This window comes from Pseudomonas asgharzadehiana (genome assembly GCF_019139815.1).
Taxonomy (GTDB): domain Bacteria; phylum Pseudomonadota; class Gammaproteobacteria; order Pseudomonadales; family Pseudomonadaceae; genus Aquipseudomonas; species Aquipseudomonas asgharzadehiana.
Genome location: NZ_CP077079.1, coordinates 95,977 through 122,593, shown reverse-complemented (window position 1 = coordinate 122,593; position 26,617 = coordinate 95,977). Strand labels below are relative to the sequence as shown.

General features: G+C 61.5%; 28 protein-coding genes. 13 read left to right on the top strand and 15 right to left on the bottom strand.

All coding sequences use genetic code 11. The features are described 5' to 3' along the window. The first annotated feature begins 31 nt into the window (after positions 1 to 31). Complete coding sequence (locus KSS96_RS27880) at positions 32 to 229, top strand: PA3496 family putative envelope integrity protein (protein ID WP_080598153.1); 198 nt, start codon at positions 32 to 34, stop codon at positions 227 to 229. Here KSS96_RS27880 and KSS96_RS00575 read toward each other — a convergent pair. After that, positions 159 to 1,133, bottom strand: coding sequence for a LysR family transcriptional regulator (locus tag KSS96_RS00575; RefSeq protein ID WP_017528623.1), 975 nt, complete (start codon positions 1,131 to 1,133; stop codon positions 159 to 161). The two genes, KSS96_RS27880 and KSS96_RS00575, sit on opposite strands and share 71 nt — an antisense overlap. Before the next feature lie 195 nt (positions 1,134 to 1,328). Here KSS96_RS00575 and KSS96_RS00570 point away from each other — a divergent pair, with 195 nt between their 5' ends. Together KSS96_RS00570 and oadA are read left to right on the top strand one after the other, a co-directional pair. After that, on the top strand, positions 1,329 to 2,744 hold the full coding sequence (locus tag KSS96_RS00570; protein WP_010565910.1) for an acetyl-CoA carboxylase biotin carboxylase subunit: 1,416 nt from the start codon (positions 1,329 to 1,331) through the stop codon (positions 2,742 to 2,744). A gap of 11 nt (positions 2,745 to 2,755) precedes the next feature. After that, the gene (gene oadA / locus KSS96_RS00565) at positions 2,756 to 4,564 is read left to right on the top strand and encodes a sodium-extruding oxaloacetate decarboxylase subunit alpha (RefSeq protein ID WP_017528621.1); all 1,809 of its coding nucleotides are present in this window, start codon (positions 2,756 to 2,758) and stop codon (positions 4,562 to 4,564) included. An 81-nt stretch (positions 4,565 to 4,645) separates the two neighbouring features. Here the strand turns inward: oadA and KSS96_RS00560 are convergent, their stop codons facing one another. From KSS96_RS00560 to KSS96_RS00550, 3 genes are all read right to left on the bottom strand, one after another. After that, positions 4,646 to 5,956 carry an autotransporter outer membrane beta-barrel domain-containing protein gene (locus KSS96_RS00560; RefSeq protein WP_068936554.1) on the bottom strand — a complete coding sequence of 437 codons (1,311 nt, stop codon included), beginning with the start codon at positions 5,954 to 5,956 and terminating at the stop codon, positions 4,646 to 4,648. A gap of 159 nt (positions 5,957 to 6,115) precedes the next feature. Beyond that, complete coding sequence (locus KSS96_RS00555; RefSeq protein ID WP_017528619.1) at positions 6,116 to 6,886, bottom strand: amino acid ABC transporter permease; 771 nt, start codon at positions 6,884 to 6,886, stop codon at positions 6,116 to 6,118. Continuing rightward, positions 6,883 to 7,704: an ABC transporter substrate-binding protein gene (locus KSS96_RS00550; protein WP_017528618.1), complete on the bottom strand. Its 822-nt coding sequence runs from the start codon at positions 7,702 to 7,704 to the stop codon at positions 6,883 to 6,885. The genes KSS96_RS00555 and KSS96_RS00550 overlap by 4 nt, the downstream gene beginning before the upstream one ends. A gap of 111 nt (positions 7,705 to 7,815) precedes the next feature. Between KSS96_RS00550 and KSS96_RS00545 the strand changes: the two genes are divergently transcribed. Next, positions 7,816 to 8,715, top strand: coding sequence for a homocysteine S-methyltransferase family protein (locus KSS96_RS00545; RefSeq protein WP_017528617.1), 900 nt, complete (start codon positions 7,816 to 7,818; stop codon positions 8,713 to 8,715). Between the two features lie 58 nt (positions 8,716 to 8,773). On the opposite strand, the gene KSS96_RS00540 is transcribed toward KSS96_RS00545, so the two are convergent. From KSS96_RS00540 to KSS96_RS00530, 3 genes are read right to left on the bottom strand one after another with little or no spacing between them, the layout of a single operon-like run. Beyond that, on the bottom strand, positions 8,774 to 9,451 hold the full coding sequence (locus tag KSS96_RS00540; RefSeq protein ID WP_017528616.1) for a GNAT family N-acetyltransferase: 678 nt from the start codon (positions 9,449 to 9,451) through the stop codon (positions 8,774 to 8,776). 10 nt (positions 9,452 to 9,461) lie between these two features. After that, the gene (locus KSS96_RS00535; RefSeq protein ID WP_017528615.1) at positions 9,462 to 9,908 is read right to left on the bottom strand and encodes a GNAT family N-acetyltransferase; all 447 of its coding nucleotides are present in this window, start codon (positions 9,906 to 9,908) and stop codon (positions 9,462 to 9,464) included. Further along, positions 9,905 to 10,540, bottom strand: coding sequence for an FMN-binding negative transcriptional regulator (locus KSS96_RS00530; RefSeq protein ID WP_017528614.1), 636 nt, complete (start codon positions 10,538 to 10,540; stop codon positions 9,905 to 9,907). The genes KSS96_RS00535 and KSS96_RS00530 overlap by 4 nt, the downstream gene beginning before the upstream one ends. A gap of 90 nt (positions 10,541 to 10,630) precedes the next feature. Between KSS96_RS00530 and pdxR the strand changes: the two genes are divergently transcribed. Beyond that, positions 10,631 to 12,184 carry a MocR-like pyridoxine biosynthesis transcription factor PdxR gene (gene pdxR / locus KSS96_RS00525; RefSeq protein WP_116078067.1) on the top strand — a complete coding sequence of 518 codons (1,554 nt, stop codon included), beginning with the start codon at positions 10,631 to 10,633 and terminating at the stop codon, positions 12,182 to 12,184. Positions 12,185 to 12,219: 35 nt separating this feature from the next. Here the strand turns inward: pdxR and KSS96_RS00520 are convergent, their stop codons facing one another. Continuing rightward, complete coding sequence (locus KSS96_RS00520; protein WP_026067317.1) at positions 12,220 to 12,492, bottom strand: hypothetical protein; 273 nt, start codon at positions 12,490 to 12,492, stop codon at positions 12,220 to 12,222. A gap of 8 nt (positions 12,493 to 12,500) precedes the next feature. On the opposite strand from KSS96_RS00520, the gene KSS96_RS00515 reads away from it, so the two are divergent. Further along, positions 12,501 to 12,731 carry a hypothetical protein gene (locus KSS96_RS00515; protein ID WP_065879233.1) on the top strand — a complete coding sequence of 77 codons (231 nt, stop codon included), beginning with the start codon at positions 12,501 to 12,503 and terminating at the stop codon, positions 12,729 to 12,731. Between the two features lie 217 nt (positions 12,732 to 12,948). Here KSS96_RS00515 and KSS96_RS00510 read toward each other — a convergent pair whose 3' ends face one another. The 5 genes from KSS96_RS00510 to aspA all read right to left on the bottom strand — a co-directional run bounded on the left by KSS96_RS00510 (position 12,949) and on the right by aspA (position 17,952). Then, positions 12,949 to 13,128, bottom strand: coding sequence for a hypothetical protein (locus tag KSS96_RS00510; RefSeq protein WP_217855566.1), 180 nt, complete (start codon positions 13,126 to 13,128; stop codon positions 12,949 to 12,951). A gap of 14 nt (positions 13,129 to 13,142) precedes the next feature. Then, a complete protein-coding gene (locus KSS96_RS00505; protein ID WP_217855564.1) occupies positions 13,143 to 13,535 on the bottom strand; it encodes a hypothetical protein in 393 nt (130 codons plus the stop codon). A gap of 95 nt (positions 13,536 to 13,630) precedes the next feature. Next, on the bottom strand, positions 13,631 to 14,614 hold the full coding sequence (locus KSS96_RS00500) for an asparaginase (RefSeq protein WP_065879235.1): 984 nt from the start codon (positions 14,612 to 14,614) through the stop codon (positions 13,631 to 13,633). Positions 14,615 to 14,691: 77 nt separating this feature from the next. Further along, the gene (locus KSS96_RS00495) at positions 14,692 to 16,137 is read right to left on the bottom strand and encodes an alanine/glycine:cation symporter family protein (protein ID WP_017528609.1); all 1,446 of its coding nucleotides are present in this window, start codon (positions 16,135 to 16,137) and stop codon (positions 14,692 to 14,694) included. Positions 16,138 to 16,527: 390 nt separating this feature from the next. Then, positions 16,528 to 17,952 carry an aspartate ammonia-lyase gene (gene aspA, locus KSS96_RS00490; protein WP_017528608.1) on the bottom strand — a complete coding sequence of 475 codons (1,425 nt, stop codon included), beginning with the start codon at positions 17,950 to 17,952 and terminating at the stop codon, positions 16,528 to 16,530. Positions 17,953 to 18,134: 182 nt separating this feature from the next. Between aspA and KSS96_RS00485 the strand changes: the two genes are divergently transcribed. The 5 genes from KSS96_RS00485 to KSS96_RS00465 all read left to right on the top strand — a co-directional run bounded on the left by KSS96_RS00485 (position 18,135) and on the right by KSS96_RS00465 (position 21,943). Further along, entirely contained in the window at positions 18,135 to 19,043 is a 909-nt protein-coding gene (locus KSS96_RS00485; protein ID WP_017528607.1) for a LysR substrate-binding domain-containing protein, read from the top strand. A gap of 343 nt (positions 19,044 to 19,386) precedes the next feature. Continuing rightward, positions 19,387 to 19,878, top strand: a complete 492-nt coding sequence (gene purE, locus KSS96_RS00480) for a 5-(carboxyamino)imidazole ribonucleotide mutase (protein WP_003176980.1) — start codon at positions 19,387 to 19,389, stop codon at positions 19,876 to 19,878. A gap of 11 nt (positions 19,879 to 19,889) precedes the next feature. Further along, complete coding sequence (locus tag KSS96_RS00475; RefSeq protein ID WP_017528606.1) at positions 19,890 to 20,975, top strand: 5-(carboxyamino)imidazole ribonucleotide synthase; 1,086 nt, start codon at positions 19,890 to 19,892, stop codon at positions 20,973 to 20,975. A gap of 108 nt (positions 20,976 to 21,083) precedes the next feature. Continuing rightward, positions 21,084 to 21,329, top strand: coding sequence for a GlsB/YeaQ/YmgE family stress response membrane protein (locus KSS96_RS00470; RefSeq protein ID WP_005792540.1), 246 nt, complete (start codon positions 21,084 to 21,086; stop codon positions 21,327 to 21,329). Positions 21,330 to 21,406: 77 nt separating this feature from the next. After that, the gene (locus KSS96_RS00465; protein WP_017528605.1) at positions 21,407 to 21,943 is read left to right on the top strand and encodes a DUF3299 domain-containing protein; all 537 of its coding nucleotides are present in this window, start codon (positions 21,407 to 21,409) and stop codon (positions 21,941 to 21,943) included. A 57-nt stretch (positions 21,944 to 22,000) separates the two neighbouring features. Here KSS96_RS00465 and KSS96_RS00460 read toward each other — a convergent pair whose 3' ends face one another. Further along, entirely contained in the window at positions 22,001 to 22,900 is a 900-nt protein-coding gene (locus KSS96_RS00460; protein ID WP_017528604.1) for a D-hexose-6-phosphate mutarotase, read from the bottom strand. A gap of 57 nt (positions 22,901 to 22,957) precedes the next feature. Continuing rightward, a complete protein-coding gene (locus KSS96_RS00455) occupies positions 22,958 to 23,362 on the bottom strand; it encodes an acyl-CoA thioesterase (RefSeq protein WP_003176975.1) in 405 nt (134 codons plus the stop codon). A 409-nt stretch (positions 23,363 to 23,771) separates the two neighbouring features. Between KSS96_RS00455 and KSS96_RS00450 the strand changes: the two genes are divergently transcribed. Both KSS96_RS00450 and KSS96_RS00445 read left to right on the top strand, forming a co-directional pair. Then, the gene (locus tag KSS96_RS00450) at positions 23,772 to 25,061 is read left to right on the top strand and encodes an MFS transporter (RefSeq protein WP_017528603.1); all 1,290 of its coding nucleotides are present in this window, start codon (positions 23,772 to 23,774) and stop codon (positions 25,059 to 25,061) included. A gap of 256 nt (positions 25,062 to 25,317) precedes the next feature. Further along, a complete protein-coding gene (locus tag KSS96_RS00445) occupies positions 25,318 to 26,307 on the top strand; it encodes a phosphate ABC transporter substrate-binding protein PstS (RefSeq protein WP_017528602.1) in 990 nt (329 codons plus the stop codon). The last annotated feature ends 310 nt before the right edge of the window (positions 26,308 to 26,617 follow it).

Sequence of the window (26,617 nt, the reverse complement as noted above, 5' to 3'; positions counted from 1 at the left end):
GAACTCCCGTAATCGCATTGGGAGACTCCAAATGGCCCGGCCCTACGAAGACAGCAACAGCTGCGTCAAAACCCGTCGTCAGCAGGAAGACCAGCGCCGCATGGCGTTCCGTCGCGCAATCGAAGACCGCTGCGATCAGCGCCAATTGCTCCAAAGCATCAGTGACTATCCGGAACTGCACTGGCAGGCACCCGCGGCTGCCCAGCGAAGCGCTCAGCCAACGCGCTGATCTGCACGCGTTCGCTGCGGATAAAGCCCAGGAACGCATGGGCCACCGGTGACAGACGCTTGGCCTTGGCCTGCACCAGGCACCAACTGCGGTACAGCGGCAGCTCTTCCACCGGCAGCTCCTTGAGCCCGCCGGTGGCCAATTCCATGTTGACCGCGTGGCGTGTCAACAACGCCACGCCCAGGCCGGCGCATACGCATTCGCGCTGCGCCTCGGCCGAGGCCACTTCCACCGTCTGGGTGAAGTGCACACGTTTTTCCTTGAAATACTCCTCGCACGCCAGCCGCGTGCCGGAGCCCGGTTCGCGGATGAGCAGGGTGTAGGGCTCCAGGTCCTGCAGGCGCAGCGGGCCTTGCAGGCTCAAGGGATGATCGAGTGGCGCCACGGCGACGATGGGGTTGTTGAGAAATGGCAGGAACTCCAGGCCCATGTCCTGGGGCACCATGGACATAATCACCAGATCATCTCGGTTGTCGGAAAGCCTGCGAATCACCTGGGCGCGGTTCACCACCGTCAGTTGCAACTGCACCTCCGGATGTTGGCGCTTGAAGGCGGCAAATAGGTGCGGCACGAAGTACTTGGCGCTGGATTCAATGGCCAGTTTCAACTGGCCTTGCAGCGAGCCCTGCATGTCCGAGAGCTGCATATCGAGGTTTTCCAGGCGCCCGAAAATATCGCGGCTGGCTCGCTGCAAGGCTTCGGCGGCCTCAGTCATGTAGAGTTTTTTGCCGACGTAATCGAACAGCGGCTGGCCGATCAGCTCTTCCAGCTGGCGAATCTGCAGGCTCACGGCGGGTTGTGTCAGGGACATTTCCTCGGCCGCCCGGCTGTAGGAGCGCAAATCGCACACTTCATTGAAGATCTGCAATTGACGCAATGTCATGCGCATCAATGACTTACGCATTATTTGAATCCTCTCTCCCGGCCCATTCGGCCAACTATAAGTCTTTACTTATACACAGCCCAATAATTATTGATTTTTGTTAATCCCTGCTGGGGCTTAGTGTGTGTCTCGCGACTGTCATGAAACATTTGGTCACGCGCCGACCCGGCTTCAGCGGGTCGAAGAACGCAGCAATTGGCTCAAGGGAATTTCCAAGTGATAAAAAAGATCCTGATCGCCAACCGTGGTGAGATTGCCGTACGAATCGTGCGTGCTTGCGCCGAGATGGGCATTCGCTCGGTCGCGGTGTATTCCGATGCCGACCGCCACGCGTTGCACGTCAAACGTGCCGACGAAGCCCACAGCATTGGTGCCGAGCCGTTGGCCGGCTACCTGAACCCGCGCAAGCTGGTGAACCTGGCCGTGGAAACCGGTTGTGATGCGTTGCACCCCGGCTACGGTTTCCTGTCGGAAAACGCCGAGCTGGCGGACATCTGCGCCGAACGCGGGATCAAATTCATCGGCCCGGCCGCTGAAGTGATCCGCCGCATGGGCGACAAGACCGAAGCCCGTCGCAGCATGATCAAGGCCGGTGTACCGGTGACCCCAGGCACCGAAGGCAACGTCGCCGACATCGCCGAGGCTCTCACCGAGGGCGACCGTATCGGTTACCCGGTGATGCTCAAGGCGACCTCCGGTGGCGGCGGTCGCGGTATTCGCCGGTGCAACAGCCGCGAAGAACTCGAGCAAGCCTTCCCTCGCGTGATTTCCGAAGCCACCAAGGCCTTCGGTTCGGCGGAAGTGTTCCTGGAAAAATGCATCGTCAATCCCAAGCACATCGAGGCGCAGATTCTCGGTGACAGCTTTGGCAACGTGGTGCACCTGTTCGAACGCGATTGTTCGATTCAGCGCCGCAACCAGAAGCTCATCGAAATCGCCCCCAGCCCGCAGCTGACCCCGGAACAGCGCGCCTACATCGGCGACCTGTCGGTGCGCGCCGCCAAGGCCGTGGGCTACGAGAACGCCGGCACCGTGGAGTTCCTGCTCGCCGAGGGCGAGGTGTACTTCATGGAGATGAACACCCGGGTGCAGGTGGAACACACCATCACCGAAGAAATCACCGGGATCGACATCGTCCGCGAGCAGATCCGCATCGCTTCCGGCCTGCCGCTGTCGGTGAAACAGGAAGACATCCAGCACCGTGGTTTTGCGTTGCAGTTCCGTATCAACGCCGAAGACCCGAAGAACAACTTCCTGCCCAGCTTCGGCAAAATTACCCGTTATTACGCGCCCGGCGGCCCCGGCGTGCGTACCGACACGGCGATCTACACCGGCTACACCATCCCACCGTTCTATGACTCCATGTGCCTGAAACTGGTGGTGTGGGCGTTGACCTGGGAAGAGGCCATGGACCGTGGCCTACGTGCCCTGGACGACATGCGCCTGCAAGGCGTGAAGACCACCGCCGCCTACTACCAGGAAATCCTGCGCAACCCGGAATTCCGTAGCGGCCAGTTCAATACAAGCTTTGTGGAAAGCCACCCTGAGCTGACCAACTACTCGATCAAGCGCAAACCCGAAGAGCTGGCCCTGGCCATCGCCGCCGCCATCGCCGCCCACGCAGGCCTGTGAGGACTATAAGAATGAGCAAGAAGATTTTTGTCACCGACACCATCCTGCGCGACGCTCACCAATCGTTGCTGGCCACCCGCATGCGCACCGATGACATGCTGCCGATCTGCGACAAGCTCGACAAAGTCGGCTACTGGTCCCTGGAAGTCTGGGGCGGCGCGACCTTCGACGCCTGCGTGCGCTTTTTGAAAGAAGACCCATGGGAGCGCCTGCGCCAATTGCGCGCCGCGTTGCCCAATACTCGCCTGCAAATGCTGCTGCGCGGCCAGAACCTGTTGGGCTACCGCCACTACAGCGACGACGTGGTCAAAGCCTTCGTCGCCAAGGCCGCCGTGAACGGCATCGATGTGTTCCGCATCTTCGACGCCATGAACGATGTGCGTAACCTGCGCGTGGCTATCGAAGCGGTGAAGGCAGCGGGCAAACATGCCCAGGGCACCATCGCCTACACCACCAGCCCGGTGCACACCGTCGAGGCCTTCGTGGCCCAGGCCAAGCAACTGGAATCCATGGGTTGCGACTCGATCGCGATCAAGGACATGGCCGGCCTGCTGACCCCGTACGCCACCGGTGAGCTGGTCAAGGCGCTGAAAGCCGAGCAGAACCTGCCGATCTTTATTCACTCCCACGACACCGCCGGCCTGGCCGCGATGTGCCAACTCAAGGCCATCGAAAACGGTGCCGACCATATCGACACCGCTATCTCCAGCTTCGCCTGGGGCACCAGCCACCCCGGTACCGAGTCGATGGTCGCCGCCCTCAAAGGCAGCGAGTTCGACACTGGCCTGGACCTGGAACTGCTGCAAGAGATCGGCCTGTACTTCTACGCCGTGCGCAAGAAGTACCACCAGTTCGAAAGCGAATTCACCGCGGTCGACACCCGCGTGCAAGTCAACCAGGTACCGGGCGGGATGATTTCCAACCTGGCCAACCAGCTCAAGGAGCAGGGCGCGCTCAACCGCATGAGCGAAGTGCTGGCTGAAATTCCGCGCGTGCGTGAAGACCTCGGCTTCCCGCCGCTGGTCACCCCAACCTCGCAGATCGTCGGCACCCAGGCGTTTTTCAACGTGCTGGCCGGCGAGCGCTACAAGACCATCACCAACGAAGTGAAGCTCTACTTGCAAGGCGGCTACGGCAAGGCGCCGGGCACTGTGAACGAAAAACTGCGTCGCCAGGCCATCGGCAGCGAAGACGTGATCGATGTACGCCCTGCTGACCTGCTCAAGCCGGAAATGACCAAGCTGCGCGGCGAAATCGGCGCGTTGGCCAAGTCTGAAGAAGACGTGCTGACCTACGCCATGTTCCCGGACATCGGGCGCAAATTCCTCGAAGAGCGTGACGCCGGCACCCTGGCGCCGGAAGTGCTGCTGCCTATCCCGGAAGCGGGCGGTGTGGCGCGCGCCGGCGGCGAGGGTGTGCCGACCGAGTTCGTGATCGACGTGCACGGCGAAAGCTACCGCGTGGATATCACCGGTGTCGGCGTGAAAGCCGAAGGCAAGCGTCACTTCTATCTGTCCATCGACGGCATGCCGGAAGAAGTGGTGTTCGAGCCACTCAACGAGTTTGTCGGCGGCGGCGGTAGCAAGCGCAAGCAGGCCACCGAGCCGGGCCATGTGAGCACCGCGATGCCGGGCAATATCGTCGACGTGCTGGTCAAGGAAGGCGACGTGGTCAAGGCCGGCCAGGCTGTGCTGATTACCGAAGCCATGAAGATGGAAACCGAAGTCCAGGCCTCGATTGCCGGCAAGGTGGTCGCTGTGCACGTGGCCAAGGGCGACCGGGTCAACCCTGGCGAAATCCTGATCGAAATCGAAGGCTGATTACCCAGCCTTCGACACTACCGTTTAAACCTCGGGGGGCATGTGCCCCCTTTTTTTGTCTGTTGTTCAGGCAATGCCGCCTTAGAACGCCATCGCCCATTGCCCCATCAACCCCTGGTTACGACTATGGCTGCCGAACTCGGCGGTGTAGGCCAGGCCCACACGGTGTTCAGCCGACAGCGCCATGTCCAGGCCGGTACGCAGCGCCAGACTGTCGCGGTCCAGAGCGGTGCCGTCGATGGTGAACTCACTGTTGAAGTCCTGACGTTTGTTCCAGGCAAATGACTGGCGAACGCGACTGTTGACGTCGCCATACAGGTGTTTCCATTGGGTGCTCAGGTGCGGTTTGAGGGTCATTTGGTTGCCCAGTGCAAAACCGTGGCTCAAGCGAAGGCCCAAGGTAGTGCTGAGGTTTTGCTGGGTTTGTGCACCCACGTCCAGTGCGCTGTAGCCGCCTTTTTCCCGAAAACGGTCACGCTGATAGCGCTGAAAACCAGCGCCGGCAAAGGGCTCGGCGTGCAAACCGCCCAGGTCCAATTGATAGCCCAACTCTGCGAATACGTTTTGGCTCTGGGCGTTGTACTGGCCCGTGAGATTTTCGCGGCGGTTAATAAAATCGAAATCGACCGTACGCTTGTTTTTCCCGGTATGGGCGCTGTAAAGCGCCCCCAGGCGCAAGGCCAGTGGTCCGTCCTGGCGCACGGCGTAAGCCCCCAGGTGCCAACTGTCCAGATCACCTTTGAAACGCGTGGCGTTCAGTTCGCTGCCGGACTTGCCGGCCACCACGCCGAGTCGCCATGCAGGGTCGATTGACCAGTCGGCACCCAGCAGCAGGCCCTGGCTGCGTTGTTTCAAGCCGGCACTGCCGTGCTGGGCATCGAGCTTGCCGCTATGGCCCAGGCCTTGGACCCATACGCGTCCTGTCTCGCTGGCGTGGTTGTCCAGCAGGCGCAGGGCCGACAACAGGCTGGCGTTCAATTGATTCATGCTGTTTTGAGTGGCGGTGCCCAGGTTGGCGTTCTGGGTGCCTGCCAGTTGCTCAAGCACGGCACCTATCCGACCTGGCTCCAAGGTGCCCAGGTACAGGCCGTAATTCTCAAGGCGGTTTTTTTCCCATTCATGCAGTTCGTCCGAGGCCAGCAGGGTTTGCACCGCGGAGTCCACCACTTTGGCGACGCTCAAACCGTTCCGGCTGGTGGCGGTGTTGGCGAAGTAGAAGTCTTCGGGTGTCGGCAAAGCCGGTTCGAAATGGTGCCTTCCACTGCTCACCGCAGCCGGCTCAAGCCATTCGCTGTCTGGCTCGATGTCGCCTCGTGCCTGCGCGTGTTGAGCGCTGAGCGCGCCGAGCGTCAGGGTGATGGCCATTGCGAGTTGTTTCTTTATGAGCGGCATGTAAACCCACCTCTTGATATATGAGGCGGGGAATTTAGCGGCGTACCGGGGGGATAAATGTCAGCCTGCGAGCCGCTCGTTTGCGGGAGATGTCTCTGGTCTGGCGCGATTAAAAACAATCAGCGATAGGGCGGGTCACGCTCGTTGTTTGGCGGCCGGTCACCCGCGCTTTACATAGCCCTTGCCATAATGACGCTCCATGCGCGCCTGGATCAGTTCCAACCCGAGCGACATCACCCAGTAGATGATCGCGGCCGTGGTGAGCATTTCAATGTAGCGGTAGCTGGAGCGGCCATAGGACTGCGCCAGGAACATCACTTCCCACACGCCCATCACCGAGATCAGGGACGAGTCCTTGAGCATGGAGATGAACTGGTTGGTCGCGGGCGGAATGATGGTGCGCATGGCCTGGGGCAGGGTGACGTGCCAGAAGATCGCACTGTCGCGCATGCCCAGGGCCAGGGCGGCTTCGCGTTGGCCGTGGGGAACGCCCAGGATACCGGCGCGGAAAATTTCGCTCAGGTAAGCGCCATAGTTCAGCGACAGCGCGATGATCCCCGCGACGATGGCGCCCGGCACCAGGCCCAGTTGCGGCAGGCCCAGGTAGATCAACAGGATCTGGATCAGCAGCGGCGTGCCGCGAAAGAACGAGGCGTAGAAACTGGCGATACCGAACGCCACGGCACTTTTCGACAGGCGCCCCAGGGCGGTGATAAAGCCCAGCACCGACGACGCGGCAATCGAGCACAGGCACAAAAACACCGTCAGTGCCGCGCCTTGCAGAAAACCGTTGGGCGCCAAGTGCAGGCCGACCAGGTTGGGCAGCTTGTCGAGGATGATCGAGAACTTCAGGTCAAAGCTCAGGAAGAAACCGGCAAACAGGGCGAACAGCGTCGCCCAGGTCAGGTACAGCCGTATGCGAAAGCTCATCGGCTGATATCGGCGCCGATCCATTTTTGCGACAGCTTGCTCAACGTGCCGTCCTGTTTCAGCTGGGCGAAGACTTCACGCACCTTGCTGTCCCACTGCGGGTCGCCTTTTTCGATGGCCACCGAGTTGGGCTCGGAGTACAGCGGTTCGCCGGCCAGCTTGAAGCGTTTGTCCTGGTTCAGGCGCGGTTGGGCGGTGACCAGGTTGGTGAGGATTGCATCCAGGCGCACGCCGGCGCCCAGGCCCAAGTCCTGGAACGCTACGTTGTCGGTATCGTACGGGGCGATTTGCACGTCCTCGAACGGGTACTGCAACTGCGTGTCTTCGGCGCCCTCGATCACCAGGTTCTTGTTCAGGTAGCTTTCATAGCTGGAGGCGCTGGTAAGGCCGACTTTCTTGCCGCTCAGGTCCTTGGCGCTGTGGATGCGATCGTCCTTGGCATTGACCACGATCACCGCCGGGGAAGCGTAATACTCCACCGGGAAATCAAACACCTCGGCGCGTGCCTTGCTTGGGGTCATCGAGCAGATACAAATATCGTAGCGCCCGCTCCAGCGGCCAGCGGCGATCACGTCCCACGAGGGCGTTTCCAGGCGCAGCTTAACGCCCAGCTTCTGCGCAACGGCCTTGGCCACATCAACGTCGAAGCCGTCGAGTTGGTTCTGCTCATTGAGAAACGAGAACGGTGGGTAGCTTTCCATCAGCACGCCCACCAGCTCTTTTTTCTGTTCGATGCGGTCCAGGGTCGCGCCGGCGAAGGCCTGGGTAGAGGCCGCCAGTGTCATCAGGCCCAGGGCCAACAGGGATTTAAGTTTCACGGTGACACCTTTAGAAAAAAGAGTTGGTATGAAGCGGATCGAACGTATTAAATAGTTATAAGAACGACTCTCATAGTGAGTTATTTTCATAAGCTTATGAGTAAAAGGCATATGGACGAAAAAACCGTAATTCTCGATGGCGGCATGGGCCGTGAACTGCAACGCCGTGGCGCGCCGTTCCGTCAGCCGGAATGGTCGGCGTTGGCCTTGAGCGAGGCGCCGCAGGCGGTGGAGGCGGTGCACGCGGCCTATATCGACAGCGGTGCCGATGTGATCACCAGCAACAGTTACGCGGTGGTGCCGTTTCATATCGGTGAGGCGCGGTTTGCCGCCGAAGGCCAAGCGCTGGCTGCGTTGGCGGGTGAGTTGGCGCGTCGTGCGGTGACTGCCTCAGGCAAAAGCGTGCGGGTGGCCGGCTCATTACCGCCGTTGTTTGGCTCTTATCGTCCGGATTTGTTTGAAGCGCAGCGTGTGTCTGAGTTGCTCACGCCCCTGGTGCGGGGCCTGGCGCCGCATGTCGACCTGTGGCTGGCCGAAACCCAGAGTTCAATCGTCGAGGCGCGAGCGATCAAGGCCGGTTTACCAGAGGATGGCAAGCCGTTCTGGCTGTCGTTTACCTTGAAAGACGAAGACACCGACGAGGTCCCGCGCCTGCGCTCCGGCGAGCCGGTGGCGGACGCGGCCGAGGCGGCAGCGCAGTTGGGCGTGCACGTGCTGCTGTTCAACTGCAGCCAGCCGGAAGTGATCGGCGCTGCCATCGATGCCGCGCGCGAAACCTTCGAACGCCTGGGCGTGGCGATCCAGATCGGCGCCTACGCCAATGCTTTCCCGCCGCAACCCAAGGAAGCCACGGCCAACGATGGTCTGGACCCGCTGCGCGACGACCTCGACCCGCCCGGCTACCTGCACTGGGCCGCCGACTGGAAAGCCCGCGGCGCCAGTCATTTGGGCGGCTGCTGCGGCATCGGGCCAGAGCACATTGCGGTGCTGGCCCAGCATCTGAGCCAATGATTCACCGCCGATCATATGGGAGAGGGCTTGCTCCCTCCCACAATGGTTTGGTGGGGTGTTAAATCGGGGTACGGCACTCGGCCAGCGTTTTCAGCTGCCCTGAGCCTGCCTGGTTCGCCTCCGACAGCCACTTCTCAAACCCCGCCCCCACCGCTGGCCATTCCGAATCCAGAATCGAATACCAAGCGGTGTCGCGGTTCTGCCCCTTGACCACCATGTGCTGGCGGAACACCCCCTCAAAACTGAACCCCAAGCGCTCGGCCGCATATTTGGAGCGGGCGTTGCCGTTGTTGCATTTCCATTCCAGGCGGCGGTAGCCCTGATCGAATGCGTACTTGGCCAGCAGGTACACCGCTTCGGTGCTTTTGGGCGAGCGCTGCATCGGCGCGCCGAAGGTGACGTGGCCGATTTCGATCCGACCCTGGGCCGCAACAATGGACATCAGGCTGAGGATGCCCTGCACCTCGCCGCTGGCGCGGTCGACCACGCTGAAGAAATACGGATCGCTGTTGGCGGCATGGTTATTGAGCCACGCATCGAACGCGGCACGCTCGGCAAACGGCCCGTAAGGCAAGTAGTCCCACAATTTAGGGTCGGCGCCGGGGCCTTCGAGGGCTTGCCACAGTTGATCGGCGTGGCGCGCGGGGTCGAGTTTTTCCAGGCGGATAAAGCGCCCTTCGAGCAGAAGGGCCGAAGGCGCCGGGGCACCTTTCCAGTGGGCGAGGGAAGTGGACATGCTGCGCTCCTTAAAGACCTTTGCGAAATTGGATGAAACCCGGGCGTTCGGCGATGCGCTCATACAGTTGGATCGCGGTGGCGTTGGTCTCGTGGGTCAGCCAATGCACCTTACAGCAGCCGTCGGCCTTGGCGGTGGCGTAGACGAACTCGATCAGTTTGCGGCCCACGCCGGTGCCGCGTTGCGTCGGGCCCACGAACAGGTCTTGCAGGTAACAGGAATTCTCGATGCTCCAATTGGAGCGGTGGTAGATGAAGTTGACCATGCCCACCGCCTTGCCGGCTTGCCAGGCCAGCGCCGAATGGGTCGGTTCGTTGGCCTCGACCAGGCGTTGCCAGGTGCTCTGGGTCACGGCGTCCGGCAGTTCGGTGTTGTAGAAGGCCAAGTAGGCCTGCCACAGCGGCAGCCAGGCGGCGTAATCAGCGGCGCTGACCTGGCGAATTTCAATCGGGTTCATACGGGCTCCTTGGGAATGAAACGCGCGAGCGTCTGGTCACGCACGTCTTGGCTGGCGGTCAGGCCTTCGCGCACGCCGGCCATATCCGCCGCGCTGCGGTTCTGGCTGAGTTTGCGTTTGCCGATCAAGCGGTCGATCGGCAGGGCGAAGCCGACGATGGCCTTGAGCATGCCGTCGATGTAGTCGGCCGGTGCGTCGCTCACGGCCCAAGGTTGGGCGCGGCCGCTTTCGTGGCGCTCGGTCAGGGCGCTGACCAGCTTGAGCAGGCGTTCGGCGTCGGTGAACACCTCGGCTTTGCCGTAGGCATGCACGGCGATGTAGTTCCAGGTTGGCACCACTTTGCCGTGCTCGGCCTTGGCCGGGTAAAACGCCGGGCTGATATAGGCATCGGCACCGGCGAAGATCACCAGGGCATCACTGCCGTTGTGTAAATCGCGCCACTGCGGGTTGGCCTTGGCCAGGTGCCCGTAGAGCGTGCCATTGGGGCCTTCATCCGGGTTCAGTAGCAACGGCAAGTGGCTGGCCTGCAGGCCTTGTTCGCCAAAGGTCACCACCTGCGCCAGGCGCGTGTGCTGGATCAGTTGCTGAATTTCAGGCAAGTCGTCGAGGGCGAAGGCGCGTGGTGTGTACATAAATATTTTCCTTGGCGAATGCCAGCATCCTAGGCAGGCTATTGGTTCGTTGTAAGAGCCATCTGTGGCTCATTTCATAGGTCCAATTTCATGCCCTCTTTACACGCACCTTTGTCGTTCAACCCCGCCGGCATCGAGCTGGACCGCAGCCAGGGCCTGACGCGTCAGCTATACCAGGCCCTGCGCCAGCGTGTGCTGGACGGGCGGCTCGCCAGTGGCACCCGTTTACCGGCAACCCGCGACCTGGCAACCGCGTTGTCGATCTCGCGCAACAGCGTAGTGCGGGCCTATGACCAGCTCTATGCCGAAGGCTTTATCGAAGGGCGGGTGGGCGATGGCACCTATGTGGCGCAGCTACCGACAAGCCGTGATGCGCCAAAAAAATTATCCACAAAATTGTCCACAGGGTTTTCAACAGGCTTATCCCCAGCCTTATCCACAATTTGCAGGAGTTCTTCGCCATCCGACGCAGAAAAAGTTATCCACAGCGCGGCGCTGGAGCGCCTGGAAAGCCATCATTTGCCGCTGCCTCCCACCGGTCCGCCACGGGCTTTCAGGGTGGGCGTACCGGCCTTCGACCTGTTCCCCTTTGAGGTGTGGGCCAAGCTGAATGCGGCTTTTTGGCGTAAACCGAACCTGCAGCAGCTGTGCTACGGCAACCCGGCGGGGGATGAGCGGCTGCGTGGTTTGATCGCGGCTTACTTGCGCAGCTCGCGAGGGATGCAATGCACGGCTGAGCAAATAGTGATCACCAGCGGCGCACAGCAGGCAATCAGCCTTTGTGCACAGCTGCTGGTCGCGCCGGGCGACACGGTGGCGATCGAAAACCCAGGCTATCGTGCGGCCGGGCACGCGTTCGCGATTGCCGGCGCGAAACTCCAGGGTGTGGCGCTGGACAGTGAAGGCATCGACTGCACTGCGCTCAACGCGCTCACCGATTGCCGCCTGGCCTACGTCACTCCCTCGCATCAGTACCCGACGGGCGTGGTCATGAGCCTGGCCCGGCGCCTGGAGTTGCTGGCCTGGGCCGAGCGCAGTGGCGGCTGGATCATTGAAGACGACTACGACGGTGAGTACCGCTACAGCGGTGCGCCGTTGGCCCCCTTGGCGGCGCTCGACCGCAGCGGGCGCGTGCTGTACGTCGGCACCTTCGGCAAGGTCGCCTTTCCCGCGTTGCGCCTGGGTTATCTGGTGCTGCCGCAGGGCAGTGTCCAGGCGTTCACGCGGCGCCGGGCGGTGGATGTGCGGCATTCGGAAGTCAGCACCCAGGCGGTGATGGCCGAGTTTATGGCTGCGGGGCATTTCCAGCGTCACATCCGCCGTATGCGCCGGGCGGCGTTGAGTCGGCGTAACGCGTTGCTGGCCGGCTGGCCCGCCGACGTGCCGGGCATGGGCAGCCTGCCCGGTGTCACGGCGGGGTTGCACCTGACCGTACGCGTCGACAGCCTGGCGCGTGAGCAATGGTTGCTGGCGCAAGCGCGTGAAGCGCAGGTCGAGATCACCGGGTTGAGCAGCTATTGGCTACCGGGCTCGCTCACCCCGGCCGACCAGCGTGCGGGGCTGGTGCTGGGCTTCGCCGCCGTACCCGAGGCGGCGGCCGCTGAGGCATTGGCCCGGCTGCGCACGGCGTGGCAGGTTGAATAATCACACGCGCCACGAACCAAGGCGTGATGAGAAGCCTAACGCCGTGAAGGCTCAAGCTTGAGAAATTCCGCCTGTAGCACCGGGCCGCTGAACTCGCGCAGTTTGGCCGGCTCCACCAGAAAGTCGGCGACGGCCCATGGCGACGGCAGTTCACCGGGGAATACATAATTGGTGTAGTCCGCGCGCACTGCGTCCGGCAGCCAGGCGACCACCGATTCACGCAGCTCGGGCGTTTGCCTGATTGCATACAGCAGGTTTGCCGGTGACGGGTATTGAACCAGTGCCGGGTCGAACAGCGGGCGATACAAAAGGCACTTTGCAGGGCCAGGTCGGCGAGGGTGAACGTGGTGGTTTCGACTTGGCCGGGCACGCTGAAGGTGCCCCAGAACACCTGGCTTCTGACTTGAATGCGCAGGCTGGCGAGGTCCAGGTACTTCGCCTCGGGGTGGTCTTTTATCAGCTCGGTCTTGAGCTGGTTCAGGGCGTCCTGGCGGATGTCAGGGATATCGTCCTGATAGGTTTTGCCGACGTTCAGGTTGTTGAGTGAGGCCAGGTCTTTGAGATGGCGTGCATAAAACTCCAGGTCCGAGGTAGAGGCCTCCTGGGTCAGCCAATCCGGCAGAGCCTCCTGGTACCGGCTTCACGATGGGCGTGCTGGCGGAGACGTCGAAGCGCGTATGGGCCTCGATTGGCAACGTGATCATGGCGCAGGCCTGGTGCGCGAAGAAGTCGTCGGTTGGTTCGTACAAGCGCCACAGCAGGCGTTAATACGGATCGAGGCGGTACATCAGCGTCGGCAGTGACGCGCCCAGTTGCGCCATGGTGTCGAACTTCTGGTAACCGTTGAGCAACGAGTGGCAGAGGATGACGGTTTTCCCGGCGGATTTTCCCACCAGTACGGCGATGAACACTTGGTGGGTATGGGTGATTGTATCGCCGCTCACCAAGTCGACATCGATCAGGCAGGCGCGGCTCTCGAAGCGGTTATTGCGCCGGTTCGCGGGGGCGGGTGAGTGGCCGGGTCGGTGAGCGGTTGCTGCGTGAGAAAGTGCTCGCCTTCGATGCATAGGGTCGGCAACTGAGTGATGGCTTGCCGGGCCAATATGTTGCTGAGGGTTTGATACTGCGGTGCGCCGGCAACGATCCGGTTGTCGACGAGCTTCCACGTCGCAGTGCCCATCAGCGCCGTGTCCGGGTTGATGTTCAGGTCAGGGTATTTTTCGTCCAGTGACTGGCGCAGCAGGTCGGCGGCGACTTCGCTGAGGGAGGGGCCGACGCATAACTGGGTCACCAGTTCCAGAGTCAATTCGTTTTCTTGTGCGTTCGGCGGGGTAGAGCGTAGATCGGTCATGGTGCAGGCCTGTCTTGCCAGTTGATGGAAACGCCCCGAGGCATACGCTCGGGGGGGCTCGATGCTAGGAAAGGGCAAGACAGGGCAGGCGGTGCTTATGTAGCGGGCTGTTCGGTGCCCAGGTCCAGTTCCACCAGGCGGCGCACTTGCGTGCTGGCAAGGCCCGCGCCGAGCAAGGCGTTGAGCTTGCCGAACGCCGCTTCGCGGGTCATGCCGCCACCGGACAACACGCCCACGTCCCGCAGGCGACTACCCGCCTCATACACATCCAGCTCCACACCACCTTCATGGCATTGGGTAATCGCCACGACCACCACGCCCTTGTCCTGCGCATGCTTGAGGCTGGCGAGGAACGCGGGGTTATCGCTGGGGCCGGTACCGCTGCCATAGCATTCCAGGATCAGCGCCTGGATGCCGCTGGCGATCAGCGCATCCAGTTGCGCGGCGGCGATGCCCGGCACCAGCGGCAGCACACCGATGTTGGCCAGGGCTTTGGGCTGGCGGTAATTCAGGGCCTCGGGGATTTGATCGGCCTTGGCCGCGCGGCTGCTGCGTTGCAGCGCTGCGAACGGGTTGCGCCCGAAACTACGGATTTTTGCGCAACGGGTCGGCGCCATCAGCGCGCCGTGGAAGTACAGATGTACGCCGGCCGCGAGGCCTTCACCCAGTGCTTGCAGCGCGCCGGTGACGTTTTCCCAGGCATCGCTGTCGGGCACGCCGGCCGGTAGCATCGAACCTGTGAACACCACCGGCGCCGGCAGGCCCAGCAGTTGGAAAGCCAAGGCCGCCGCGCTGTAGGCCAGGGTGTCGGTGCCGTGCAGGATCAGCACGGCGTCGCAGCCGTCGTCCACGGCTTCAACCACGGCGGTGCGCAGTTGCTGCCAATAGGCTGGGTTCATGTTGGCGCTGTCGATCAGTGGCGACATTTCCCGAAAGCGCCAGGTCGGCACGGTCACATCGGCAAGCTGTTCGCGCATGCGCGCTTCAAAACCGGATGCGGGGGCCAGGCCGTTGGCGCTGGCCTGCATGCCTATAGTGCCGCCGGTGTAGAGCACCATCACGTTGTTGGCTGATTGCATCAAAGAATCTCCTGAACGAAAAACGCCGCCGGGCCCAGAGCATGCCCAAGGCCGGGCGGCGTGTCATCTATCTACACTCAGCGTTGTACTTGAGCGTTCAGTTCAGCGGTTGCAACGGTATCCGGCTTCACTGGGTTGGCAGGCCAGGCCTTGCGATCCAGGTCCAGGTCAGGGAACTGGCTGGAATCGAATACCGGTGTCTTGATGCCCGCTGCGCGCTGGTTGTCGTAGTCGTTCAGGATGCGCATGGCAATCTTGAACAGGAACGCCAGGGCGAACAGGTTGACGAAGGCCAGCAGGGTCATGGTGATGTCGGCAAAGGCGAACACGGTGCTCAGGTTCTCGATGGAGCCCCAGAAGATCAGCACCAGCACCAGCGTGCGGTAGCCGATCAGCACCTTGCGGTTGTTGCCCACCAGGAAGCGCAGGTTGCTCTCGCCCAGGTAGTAGTTGTACATGATCGAGGTGAACACGAATAACGCCAGGGCCACCGAGATAAACATGCGGCCCCAGTCACCGACTACCGCCGCCAGGGAGTTCTGGGTCAGGGCAATGCCGTCGCCTTCAAAACCCGGGGTGTAGAAACCCGAAAGCAGGATCAGCAACGCGGTACAGGTGCAGATCACGAAGGTATCGAGGAACACGCTGAACGCCTGCACCACGCCTTGGGCGACCGGGTGTTCTACCGAGGCCACCGCTGCCACGTTAGGCGCACTGCCCAAACCGGCTTCGTTGGCGAACACGCCGCGCTTGACACCCATGATGATCGCGCTGCCCACCAGGCCACCGAAGGCTTGGTCGAGGCCGAAGGCGCTTTTGACGATGGTCGCGAGCATGGCCGGTACGTGGTCGAATTGCAGCACGATCACGTAGAGGGTCACGGCGATGTACACCAGGGTCTTGACCGGCACCAGCAGGTCGGCGATCGAGGCGATGCGCTTGATCCCGCCGATGAACACCAGACCCAGCAATACCGCCAGGGCCAGGCCGGTGTAGGTGGTGTCCAGGCCGAAGGCGTTGTTCAGCGAGTGGGTCACGGCGTGGGCCTGCAGGCCGTTGAAGGCGAAGCCGAAGGTCACCAGCAGCAGGAACGCCATGACCATGCCCAGCCAGCGTTTGTGCAAACCGTGCTGGATGTAATAGGCCGGGCCGCCACGGTAAGTGCCTTCCGCGTCGGTGCGCTTGTACAACTGGCCCAGGGAGCACTCGATAAAGCTCGAAGACATGCCCACCAACGCGGTGACCCACATCCAGAACACGGCACCAGGGCCACCCAGGGTCACGGCAATGCCGACACCGGCGATGTTACCGGCACCGACGCGGCCGGCCAGGCTGAGCATCAGCGCCTGGAACGAACTGAGCTGATCGGAGCTGTTCTTGAGGCTGTCGCGAAACACCGAGAACATGTGAAAAAAGTGACGCAGTTGAACGAAACGCGAGCGGATCGTGAAATAACCGCCGAGCCCGACAATGAGCGCGATCAGTACTTTCCCTGAGAGGAAGTCGTTGATGACTTCGAGCATGGAGTGTTCCTCGCTGATTTTTTAATGGCAAACGCAGGACGGGTCGACGCATCGCTCAGCACCAGGCAGTGCACGACGTTTCGATGCCAATCCTTTTGCGGGTGTTGTTATTCATGCGCTTTCGCTGCGTGCTGGCCGCTTGGTCGACGGCCGCAGACGCGAAGAGGGGCGGCACTATACCTAGGCGAACGTGATCCGTCTGCCCGTGCCGATTAAAGGTTTCAGCCAAGCTGTTACAGGGGAGGTGGGTTTGCAGGGCGATATTGGATTTTTTATGGGCGTCATTTCACAACCTCGAAGCAAAAAAAAGGGCCTGAAGAACGAGCCTTCAGGCCCTCAAAAGGTGAGAGGTGTCTAGTCCCTCAACCTGGTGAGCGGTGCAACAAACGCTTAGGCCTTCAGCGGGACCAAACGTGGAGCAATCATGTTTTCGGGGCGCAGGATGTCGTCGAGCATGGCGTCGTCGAGCAAGCCTTCTTCGCGCACCAGTTCCAGTACCCCACGGCCGCTTTCGAGAGCGATACGTGCGATACGGGTGGCGTTTTCATAGCCGATGTACGGGTTCAGCGCAGTGACCAGGCCGATGGAATGCTCCACCAGTTCGCGGCAGCGCGCTTCGTTGGCGGTGATGCCGACGATGCAGTGTTCGCGCAGCATGTCCATGGCGCGTTGCAGCAGGCGGATCGAGTCGAAGATCTTGAAGGCAATCAGCGGCTCCATCACGTTCAGTTGCAGTTGGCCACCTTCGGCGGCCATGGTCAGGGCCAGGTCGTTACCGATGACCTGGAACGCTACCTGGTTCACGGCTTCCGGGATCACCGGGTTGACCTTGCCGGGCATGATCGAACTGCCTGGCTGGCGTGCCGGCAGGTTGATCTCGTTGATGCCGGTGCGTGGGCCGCTGGATAGCAGGCGCAGGTCGTTGCAGATCTTCGACAGCTTCACGGCGGTACGCTTGAGCATGCCGGAGAACAGCACGAAGGCGCCCATGTCGGAGGTGGCTTCGATCAGGTCGGCTGCCGGAACCACCGGCTGGCCGCTGATGACCGCCAGGCGCTGTACGGCCAGGGCCTGGTAGCGTGGGTCGGCGTTGATGCCGGTACCGATGGCGGTGCCGCCCAGGTTCACTTCGGTGAGCAGCTCCGGCGCCAGGGTTTTCAGGCGCGCCAGGTCTTCACCCAGGGTGGTGGCGAAGGCACGGAATTCCTGGCCGAGGGTCATCGGCACGGCGTCTTGCAATTGGGTGCGGCCCATTTTCAGCACGTGGCCGAACTCGACGCCCTTGGCGGCGAAGGCTTGGATCAGGCTGTCGAGGCTGGCCAGCAGCGCGTCATGGCCCAGCAGCAGACCCAGGCGGATCGCGGTCGGGTAGGCGTCGTTGGTCGACTGCGCCATGTTCACGTCGTTGTTGGGGTGCAGGTATTGGTATTCGCCCTTCTGGTGGCCCATGGCCTCCAGCGCGATGTTGGCGATGACTTCGTTGGCATTCATGTTGGTTGAAGTGCCGGCGCCGCCTTGAATCATGTCCACCACGAACTCTTCGTGGAAGTCGCCGCGGATCAGGCGAGCGCAGGCTTCGCTGATGGCCGCGTGCTTGGCTTCGCTGAGCTGGCCCAACTCGCGGTTGGCGTCAGCCGCTGCTTGCTTGACCATTGCCAGGCCGACCACCAATTTCGGGTAATGCGAAATCGGAACGCCCGAGAGGCGGAAGTTGTTCACCGCTCGCAGGGTCTGGATGCCGTAATACGCTTGAGCCGGTACTTCGAGTACGCCAAGCAGGTCTTTTTCTGTACGGAAAGATGCAGCAGAGGACATGACGGAAATCATCTCGATAAGGACCCGGAACTGGCCGGAACGCTGCGAATGCTAGGCTTGTACGAATTTTTGGGCCAATGCTGTTAAACACTGGCCTATGCATAAACGGCATAATGCAAGTGTGACCCGGCTATCATGGCGGGCGTGTGTGCCAAAATGGTGCGTACCCGTGGGAGGCAGTGATGAACCTTGAGAGCAAATGGCTGGAAGACTTCAGTGCCTTGGCCGCGACCCGAAGTTTTTCCCAGGCGGCCGAGCGGCGCTTTGTCACCCAGCCGGCGTTCAGCAGGCGTATCCGCAGCCTGGAAGCCGCGTTGGGCCTGACCCTGGTCAACCGCTCGCGCACGCCAGTGGAGTTGACGGCGGCGGGGCAGCTGTTTTTGGTCACCGCACGCACGGTGGTCGAGCAACTGGGTGAAGTGCTGCGCCATTTGCATCATTTGGAAGGCGGGCAGGGCGAAGTCATGCAAGTGGCCGCCGCCCACTCCCTGGCGCTGGGTTTCTTCCCACGCTGGATCGCGCAATTGCGCAACGAAGGCCTGAACATCGCCACGCGGCTGGTCGCCACCAACGTCGGCGACGCCGTGCACGCCCTGCGCGAAGGCGGCTGCGACTTGATGCTGGCCTTCTACGACCCGGATGCGGCGATGCAGATGGACGCCGAAATCTTCCCTTCGCTGCACTTGGGCAACACTGAGATGCTCCCGGTGTGCGCCGCCGACGCCGCCGGCAAGCCGCTGTTCGACCTGGAAGGCGAGGGCAGTGTGCCGCTGCTGGCCTACAGCGCCGGTGCGTTTCTTGGCCGTTCGGTACACCTGTTGCTGCGCCAGCGCGCGTTGCGCTTTACCACCGTGTACGAAACCGCGATGGCCGACAGCCTCAAAAGCATGGCCCTCGAAGGCCTGGGCATTGCCTGGGTGCCGCAACTGAGCGTGCGCGCCGAACTGGCGCGCGGTGAGCTGGTGGTGTGCGGCGGCCCGCAATGGCATGTGCCGCTGGAGATTCGCCTGTATCGCTGTGCGTTGGTGCGCAAGGCGAATGTGCGGTTGTTGTGGCGAAAGCTGGAAGGTGGCGCGGCGCACAGTACCTGAGCCCAATCTTGGGCCGAATGCAGGGCAAATGCGGGAGAGGCTTGCATCCCGATAGCGGTGTGTCAGGCGATGATTAGGACACTGAACCAGCGCTATCGGGAGCCAGCCCCCTGCCACAGGTTATTGCGCTGTTTCGCTGACTCTTAAGTCAATAAAACTGCCGGTTTGCGCGGTAAGACAGATGGTCATCCCAGGGGCTGTTTATCTGCGTTATTACGGTATACTGCGCGGCCTTCGGCCGGTCCAACCGGCCTTAATTCGTACACCAAGCCACGCCGGATTTCCCGCGTGGCTTGTTGTTTTTTGACGCGCCTGCGGGCGCCCAGAGAGAAGAGGCACGACGATGAGTGCATTGGTTGGCGTGATCATGGGCTCCAAGTCCGATTGGTCCACCCTTAGCCACACCGCCGATATGCTGGAAAAACTCGGCATTCCGTATGAAGTGAAAGTGGTCTCTGCCCACCGCACCCCGGATTTGCTGTTCCAGTATGCCGATGAAGCAGAATCCCGCGGCATCGAGGTGATCATCGCCGGTGCCGGCGGTGCAGCACATTTGCCAGGCATGTGCGCGGCCAAGACTCACCTGCCCGTGCTGGGCGTACCGGTGCAGTCGGCGATGCTCTCGGGCGTGGACTCGCTGTTGTCCATCGTGCAGATGCCGGCTGGCATTCCGGTGGCGACCCTGGCGATCGGCAAGGCCGGCGCGATCAACGCCGCGTTGTTGTCCGCCAGTATCCTGGGCGCCAAGCACCCGCAGTTTCATGCGGTGCTGAAAAAATTCCGTGCTGAGCAAACAGACAGCGTGCTGGACAATCCAGACCCACGTATCGCCTGAGGTTGTTGACGATGAAAATCGGTGTAATCGGTGGCGGCCAACTGGGCCGCATGCTGGCGCTGGCGGGAACCCCGCTGGGGATGAACTTCGCTTTCCTGGACCCGGCGCCGGACGCCTGTGCGGCCGCCCTGGGTGAACACCTGCGCGCTGACTACAGCGACCCGGACCACTTGCGCCAACTGGCCGACGAAGTCGACCTGGTGACCTTCGAATTCGAAAGTGTCCCTGCCGAAACCGTCGCATTCCTCTCCCAGTTCGTGCCGGTGTACCCGAGCGCCGAAGCCCTGCGCATCGCGCGTGATCGTTGGTTCGAGAAGAGCATGTTCAAGGACCTGGGCATTCCGACCCCGGCCTTCGCCGACATCCAGTCCCAGGCAGACCTAGACGCGGCCGTCGTCAGCATTGGCCTGCCGGCCGTGCTGAAAACCCGCACCCTGGGTTACGACGGCAAGGGTCAGAAAGTCCTGCGCACCGCCGCTGATGTGGCCGGCACCTTCGCCGAGCTGGGCAGCGTCGCCTGTCTGCTGGAAGGCTTCGTGCCGTTCACCGGTGAAGTCTCGCTGATCGCCGTGCGTGCCCGTGATGGTGAGATCCGCTTCTACCCGTTGGTGCACAACACGCATGTCAACGGCATCCTCAAGCTGTCCGTGGCCAGCACCGATCACCCGTTGCAGGCCCTGGCCGAAGACTATTCCAGCCGCGTGCTCAAGCAACTGGATTACGTCGGCGTGATGGCGTTCGAGTTCTTTGAAGTCGACGGTGGCCTCAAGGCCAACGAAATCGCCCCGCGCGTGCACAACTCCGGGCACTGGACCACCGAAGGCGCCGAGTGCAGCCAGTTCGAAAACCACCTGCGGGCGGTGGCGGGCTTGCCGCTGGGCTCCACGGCCAAGGTCGGCGAGAGCGCCATGCTCAACTTCATCGGCTCGGTGCCGCCGGTTGAGCGGGTGATGGCAATCGACGATTGCCATGTGCACCACTACGGCAAGGCCTTCAAGGCCGGGCGCAAGGTCGGCCACGCCAACCTGCGTTGCAAGGACCGCGCGACGCTGCAGGCGCAGATCCTCAAGGTCGAAGCGCTGATCGCCGAGCAATAATATGCCTGGCAATGGCGGGAACCATTCGGTCGCCGCCATCCTCTGATTGCAGGATGCCAAAGCCTGACTAGGCTTTGGCATAGCTCACACTAATCAGAGGGAAATGCCATGGGTATCATCGGAACCATCTTTATCGGCTTGATCGTCGGTCTGCTCGCGCGTTTCCTCAAGCCTGGCGACGACAGCATGGGTTGGATCATGACCATCCTGCTGGGTATCGCCGGCTCCCTGGCGGCGACCTACGGTGGTCAGGCACTGGGCATCTACCAGGCCGGCCAAGGCGCAGGCTTCATCGGTGCACTGGTAGGCGCCATTGTGTTGCTGGTGATCTACGGTCTGATCAAAAAGAAGTGATCAGCCGACAAAGTCCTCTGCGCTGCGCAGGCGCAGAGGGCTAGAATGCTCGGCACTTGTACTTGCCGAGCCTCTCCATGCGCCGTCTTCTGTTAACTCTTCTCCTGCTGGGCTGTGGCCTGGCACACGCCGGTGAACTGCCGGAAACCGACTGGCTCGACCTGATGCCGCTGTCGGACCAAAAAGCCCTCGAGGCCATGCCCGAAATCGACCACAACTCCCCCGAAGCCCAAGGCACCTTTACCGATAAGGGCGGCCTGAAGCAGAGCAAAGGCTTGCCGGCGGTGATGTATTCGACCAAGACCGTGGCGGCCATGAACGGTAAGAACATCCGCATCGGCGGCTACCCGGTGCCGCTGGAGACCGATGCGAAGGGTCGCAGCACGTTGTTCTTCCTGGTGCCGTACCCCGGCGCATGCATCCACGTGCCGCCGCCGCCGCCTAACCAACTGGTACTGGTGCGTTATCCCAAGGGGTTGAAGCTCGATGATATCTACACGCCGCTGTGGGTGACGGGAACGTTGAAGGTGGAGAAGGTGAATAACGACCTGGCGGACGCGGCGTATGCGCTGGATGCGGGGAAAGTGCGGGTGGTGAAGGAGTCCGATCTCTAAGCTCTTGCGCAAAACAAATGTGGGAGGGGGCTTGCCCTCCCACAGTTAGAACGTTATCTACAGGGCGATCGCGGTAATGCTCACGCCCAGGGTGTGGCTTTCGCCGGGAGCCAAGGCCACCACGTCATCCAGCACATTTGCGGTCTCGATGCACAGCATGCCCTGCCAGCCATCGTCGGCCATGTCGTCAAACGCCTTGGCGCGTTCAGTCCAGGGGTTCCAGATCACGGTCGATTTCGAGCCTTGGCTGGTGAGCTGAATGCGGCGCTGCCACTCCTTATCGACGATGTGCAAAGCAGAGGGCGTATTGAGGTAGATGCGGTCGGTTTCGGCGCTGAAGTGCAGCAGGCCCGATTGCATTTTCTCGCTCCAGCCATCGGCGGTATCGATATACGTCGTGCCGTCCAGCCCCTCGACCTGCACGTTGCGTACGTCGCTCACGGCGAAGTAGGTGTGCAGTGCCTGGCTGAGCGTGACGGTGTCGGCACCACGGTTATGGCTGGTCAGGCGGATATGCAGGTGGCTGTCCAGTAACAGGCTCAACTTCAGGTCGACCTGATGAGGCCATCCGGGGAAGCCGCCGGCCGGGACCGGTAGTTCCAGCTCCACCCGCAGCGCTTGACCTTCAATCTTGGTCTCCACCAGCCTCCACATCGCGGTACGCACGAAACCGTGCGCGCCCGCAGGCTGATCACTTTGGCGCATTGCCTTCACGCTTTGCGGGTTGCGGTCGAACACACCAAACCACGGCCAGCACACCGGTACGCCGGTGCGGATGCCCTTGCCTTTCTTGAACACCGCTTCAGGGTTCGGCCAGATCAGCGGCTGCTCGCCCTCGCGCTGGTAACTGAAGATATGCGCGCCCTGTTGGGCTACCTTCAGTTCGGCACCGTTGTGGTGGATGAGCCAGCAGTCCAACTCGTCGATTTTCACGGTTTCAACGTGAGGCATAGGCATACACAGCACTCTCAATGACAGGCAATGGGGCAATGGACCGTCAAAACCCGGCGAGGTTTAACGCGCGCGCGACGGTACCGAACGTGTACGGCCGCTGCCGTCGATGGCGACGAAGACAAACACCGCCTCGGTCACCTTGCGCCATTCGCTGGACAACGGGTCGTCGCTCCACACTTCGACCATCATCTGGATCGAGCTGCGGCCGATTTCCAGGGCCTGGGTATAAAAGGACAGCTGCGCGCCCACCGCTACCGGTACCAGGAACGCCATGCGATCAATGGCCACGGTCGCCACGCGGCCACCCGCGACTTTGCTGGCCATGGCTGTACCGGCCAAGTCCATCTGCGCCACCAGCCAGCCGCCGAAGATATCGCCAAAGCCGTTGGTTTCACGCGGGAGCGCGGTGATTTGCAGGGCGAGATCGCCTTGCGGGATAGGGTCTTCTTGTTCGAGTTCGATCATGCCGGGGGGCCTCTGACCCGTGACGCTTCATGGGTATTTCAAGTGGATAGCCGTCTTGTAGAAAAACGTTTCAGCACCAACCTACACCGCTCGATGCGTTTCTCGTAAGGCGTACTAAAAAGGGAAGCTCTGCCAAATCGGCTGGATGGCACCCAACGACGTTTTGGCACAGCAGCCCCTCAAGACTGCGGGTTCTGCGCTTGCAAGGGCCGAGTATATCGGGACCCTGGCGCCACGACGACCTTCCGAGGCTCATTTGGTCGGTAAATAGACGCTGTATCGGGGCTTTTGCAAGCAACTGTTCTCCTGGCGCTGTGCTTTTACAAGCGATTTGCTATCTTGCCAAGCCCGCCGCCAATCACGGGCGTGCCGTCTTTATTACGCTGATTACTATAAGAGAAGCCTTGCCATGTCCTCCGTGCCCGCAAGCAGTGCGCAATCGTCGCGCCCGCTGACCCGCAACGACTATAAAACCCTGTCGCTGTCTGCCTTGGGCGGGGCGTTGGAGTTTTATGATTTCATCATTTTCGTGTTTTTCGCCACCGTGGTCGGAAAACTGTTTTTCCCGGCCGACATGCCCGAATGGCTGCGCATGATGCAGACCTTCGGTATCTTCGCCGCCGGTTACCTGGCGCGCCCGCTGGGCGGCATCATCATGGCGCACTTCGGCGACCTTCTGGGCCGCAAGAAGATGTTCACCCTGAGCATCTTCATGATGGCCGTGCCGACCCTGATCATGGGCCTGCTGCCAACCTACGCTCAGATCGGCCTGTGGGCGCCGATCCTGCTGCTGCTGATGCGCGTCATCCAAGGCGCGGCGATTGGCGGCGAAGTACCTGGCGCCTGGGTGTTCGTCTCTGAGCACGTACCGCCGCGCCACATCGGCTACGCCTGCGGCACCCTGACCAGTGGCCTGACCGCCGGGATCCTGCTGGGCTCGCTGGTGGCCACGGCCATCAACACTATTTATAGCCCGCAGCAGGTCTCGGATTACGCCTGGCGCATTCCATTCCTGCTCGGCGGTGTGTTTGGCCTGCTGTCGGTGTACCTGCGCCGCTGGCTGCATGAAACGCCGATCTTCGCCGAAATGCAGCAGCGCAAGACCCTGGCCGCCGAGTTGCCGTTACGCGCGGTGCTGCGTGACCACCGGGGCGCCATCGTGCTGTCGATGCTACTGACCTGGTTGCTGTCGGCCGGTGTGGTGGTGGTTATCTTGATGACTCCTACCGTGTTGCAAACCGTCTACCACTTCAGCCCGACTGTTGCGCTGCAAGCCAACAGCCTGGCCATCGTCACCCTGAGCCTGGGTTGCATCGCCTCCGGCGCGTTGGCCGACCGTTTTGGGGCCGGCCGCGTACTCACGGCCGGTTGCGCGCTGTTGCTGGCGACGTCCTGGACGCTCTATCACAGCCTTCTGAGCCACCCCGATTGGCTCTTTCCGCTGTACGCGTTGACCGGCCTGTTTGTCGGCACCATCGGCGTAGTGCCGTATGTCATGGTCAAGGCCTTCCCGCCGGTGGTGCGTTTCAGTGGTCTGTCGTTTTCCTACAACGTGGCCTACGCCGTGTTCGGCGGGCTGACGCCGCTCGCGGTGTCGCTGCTGATGAAGGAAAGCGCCATGGGCCCGTCCTACTACGTGGCGGCCCTATGTGTGATGGGGATCGTGGTGGGTGGGTACCTGTGGAAGCGCGGGCGTTAACACTGGCCCGATGCCCCTGTGGAGAGGGAGCAAGTCCCTCTCCGCAATCAAGATGTTCCTTCAATGATTGCAGCGTATTTCTAAATTATCGCGTTACCTGCGCATCAACCCGTGTTTCCTCGCCTTTGCGCGCGCGCCTGTCCTTTCTTCCAATGCTGGCCTTTCATCTAATTGTCATATTCCGGACATAGAGTGTTCACACGGCCTACCGATACTTGGCCCCGATCCAACTATCCCTATCTGCTAGGAGTAAGGCATGAAACTGAAGCGTTTGATGGCGGCAATGACTTTTGTCGCTGCTGGCGTTGCGACTGCCAACGCGGTGGCCGCTGGTGTTGACCCGGCAATCCCGGCTTACGTTAAGACCACCGGTGTGTCCGGCAACTTGTCCAGCGTCGGTTCCGATACCCTGGCTAACCTGATGACCCTGTGGGCTGAGGGTTACAAAAAGGAATACCCGAACGTCAACATCCAGATCCAGGCTGCCGGCTCGGCGACCGCGCCACCTGCGCTGACGGAAGGCACCTCTAACCTGGGCCCGATGAGCCGCAAGATGAAGGACACCGAACTGGCTGCCTTCGAGCAGAAGTACGGCTACAAGCCAACCGCTATCCCGGTTGCCGTGGATGCCCTGGCCGTGTTCGTGCACAAGGACAACCCGATCCAGCACCTGACCATGGAACAAGTCGACGCGATCTTCTCCTCGACTCGCCTGTGCGGTGGCAAAGCTGACGTAAAAACCTGGGGCGACCTGGGTGTGACCGGTGACCTGGCCAACAAGCCTGTGCAATTGTTCGGTCGTAACTCGGTATCCGGCACCTACGGTTACTTCAAAGAAGAAGCCCTGTGCAAAGGCGACTACAAGCCTAACGTGAACGAACAACCTGGCTCGGCTTCGGTCGTGCAGTCGATCAGCTCTTCGCTGAACGGCGTCGGTTACTCGGGCATCGGCTACAAGACTGCAAGCGTGAAGACCGTGGCCCTGGCCAAGAAAGGCAGCACCGACTTCATCGAAGATACCGAAGAGAACGCCCTGAACGGCAAGTACCCGCTGTCGCGCTTCCTCTACGTTTACGTCAACAAAGCCCCGAACAAGCCTCTGGCCCCGCTGGAAGCTGAGTTCGTGAAACTGGTGCTGTCCAAACAGGGCCAGGAAGTTGTCGTGAAAGACGGCTACATCCCGCTGCCAGCCAAAGTGGCCGCCAAGGCCCTGGCTGACCTGGGTTTGAAAGAAGGCGGCAAGTAAGCCACCGGTAGAACCGCCTTGAGCCGGCTATCTGCGCGGGCTCAAGGTCAAGGCGGGTCTGCAGGACCTGGACCTCGCCTCCTAATTTTTCAGTCCGCTGCCAGCCCTGCTACGCGGCGGATTTCTTGCGTCACTGCATTGTCATCTTTCTGTCATACAGGATCGCTAGGGTGTGCGCATGAATGATCTGGCCAATTCCACCATGACGACGACTTCTCCTCCCAAGCGCATTGATTTCAATACGCCTGAGCTGCAACGCAAGCGCCGCATTCGCGCGCTCAAGGACCGCCTGACCCGTTGGTACGTGCTG

Bases quoted from the DNA above. Each gene is read 5' to 3' on its own strand.
- KSS96_RS27880 (WP_080598153.1), top strand. From the start codon at position 32: ATGGCCCGGCCCTACGAAGACAGCAACAGCTGCGTCAAAACCCGTCGT.
- KSS96_RS00575 (WP_017528623.1), bottom strand. From the start codon at position 1,133: ATGCGTAAGTCATTGATGCGCATGACATTGCGTCAATTGCAGATCTTC.
- oadA (WP_017528621.1), top strand. From the start codon at position 2,756: ATGAGCAAGAAGATTTTTGTCACCGACACCATCCTGCGCGACGCTCAC.
- KSS96_RS00560 (WP_068936554.1), bottom strand. From the start codon at position 5,956: ATGCCGCTCATAAAGAAACAACTCGCAATGGCCATCACCCTGACGCTC.
- KSS96_RS00555 (WP_017528619.1), bottom strand. From the start codon at position 6,886: ATGAGCTTTCGCATACGGCTGTACCTGACCTGGGCGACGCTGTTCGCC.
- KSS96_RS00545 (WP_017528617.1), top strand. From the start codon at position 7,816: ATGGACGAAAAAACCGTAATTCTCGATGGCGGCATGGGCCGTGAACTG.
- KSS96_RS00540 (WP_017528616.1), bottom strand. From the start codon at position 9,451: ATGTCCACTTCCCTCGCCCACTGGAAAGGTGCCCCGGCGCCTTCGGCC.
- KSS96_RS00535 (WP_017528615.1), bottom strand. From the start codon at position 9,908: ATGAACCCGATTGAAATTCGCCAGGTCAGCGCCGCTGATTACGCCGCC.
- KSS96_RS00530 (WP_017528614.1), bottom strand. From the start codon at position 10,540: ATGTACACACCACGCGCCTTCGCCCTCGACGACTTGCCTGAAATTCAG.
- pdxR (WP_116078067.1), top strand. From the start codon at position 10,631: ATGCCCTCTTTACACGCACCTTTGTCGTTCAACCCCGCCGGCATCGAG.
- KSS96_RS00505 (WP_217855564.1), bottom strand. From the start codon at position 13,535: ATGACCGATCTACGCTCTACCCCGCCGAACGCACAAGAAAACGAATTG.
- KSS96_RS00500 (WP_065879235.1), bottom strand. From the start codon at position 14,614: ATGCAATCAGCCAACAACGTGATGGTGCTCTACACCGGCGGCACTATA.
- KSS96_RS00495 (WP_017528609.1), bottom strand. From the start codon at position 16,137: ATGCTCGAAGTCATCAACGACTTCCTCTCAGGGAAAGTACTGATCGCG.
- aspA (WP_017528608.1), bottom strand. From the start codon at position 17,952: ATGTCCTCTGCTGCATCTTTCCGTACAGAAAAAGACCTGCTTGGCGTA.
- KSS96_RS00485 (WP_017528607.1), top strand. From the start codon at position 18,135: ATGAACCTTGAGAGCAAATGGCTGGAAGACTTCAGTGCCTTGGCCGCG.
- purE (WP_003176980.1), top strand. From the start codon at position 19,387: ATGAGTGCATTGGTTGGCGTGATCATGGGCTCCAAGTCCGATTGGTCC.
- KSS96_RS00475 (WP_017528606.1), top strand. From the start codon at position 19,890: ATGAAAATCGGTGTAATCGGTGGCGGCCAACTGGGCCGCATGCTGGCG.
- KSS96_RS00470 (WP_005792540.1), top strand. From the start codon at position 21,084: ATGGGTATCATCGGAACCATCTTTATCGGCTTGATCGTCGGTCTGCTC.
- KSS96_RS00465 (WP_017528605.1), top strand. From the start codon at position 21,407: ATGCGCCGTCTTCTGTTAACTCTTCTCCTGCTGGGCTGTGGCCTGGCA.
- KSS96_RS00460 (WP_017528604.1), bottom strand. From the start codon at position 22,900: ATGCCTATGCCTCACGTTGAAACCGTGAAAATCGACGAGTTGGACTGC.
- KSS96_RS00455 (WP_003176975.1), bottom strand. From the start codon at position 23,362: ATGATCGAACTCGAACAAGAAGACCCTATCCCGCAAGGCGATCTCGCC.
- KSS96_RS00450 (WP_017528603.1), top strand. From the start codon at position 23,772: ATGTCCTCCGTGCCCGCAAGCAGTGCGCAATCGTCGCGCCCGCTGACC.
- KSS96_RS00445 (WP_017528602.1), top strand. From the start codon at position 25,318: ATGAAACTGAAGCGTTTGATGGCGGCAATGACTTTTGTCGCTGCTGGC.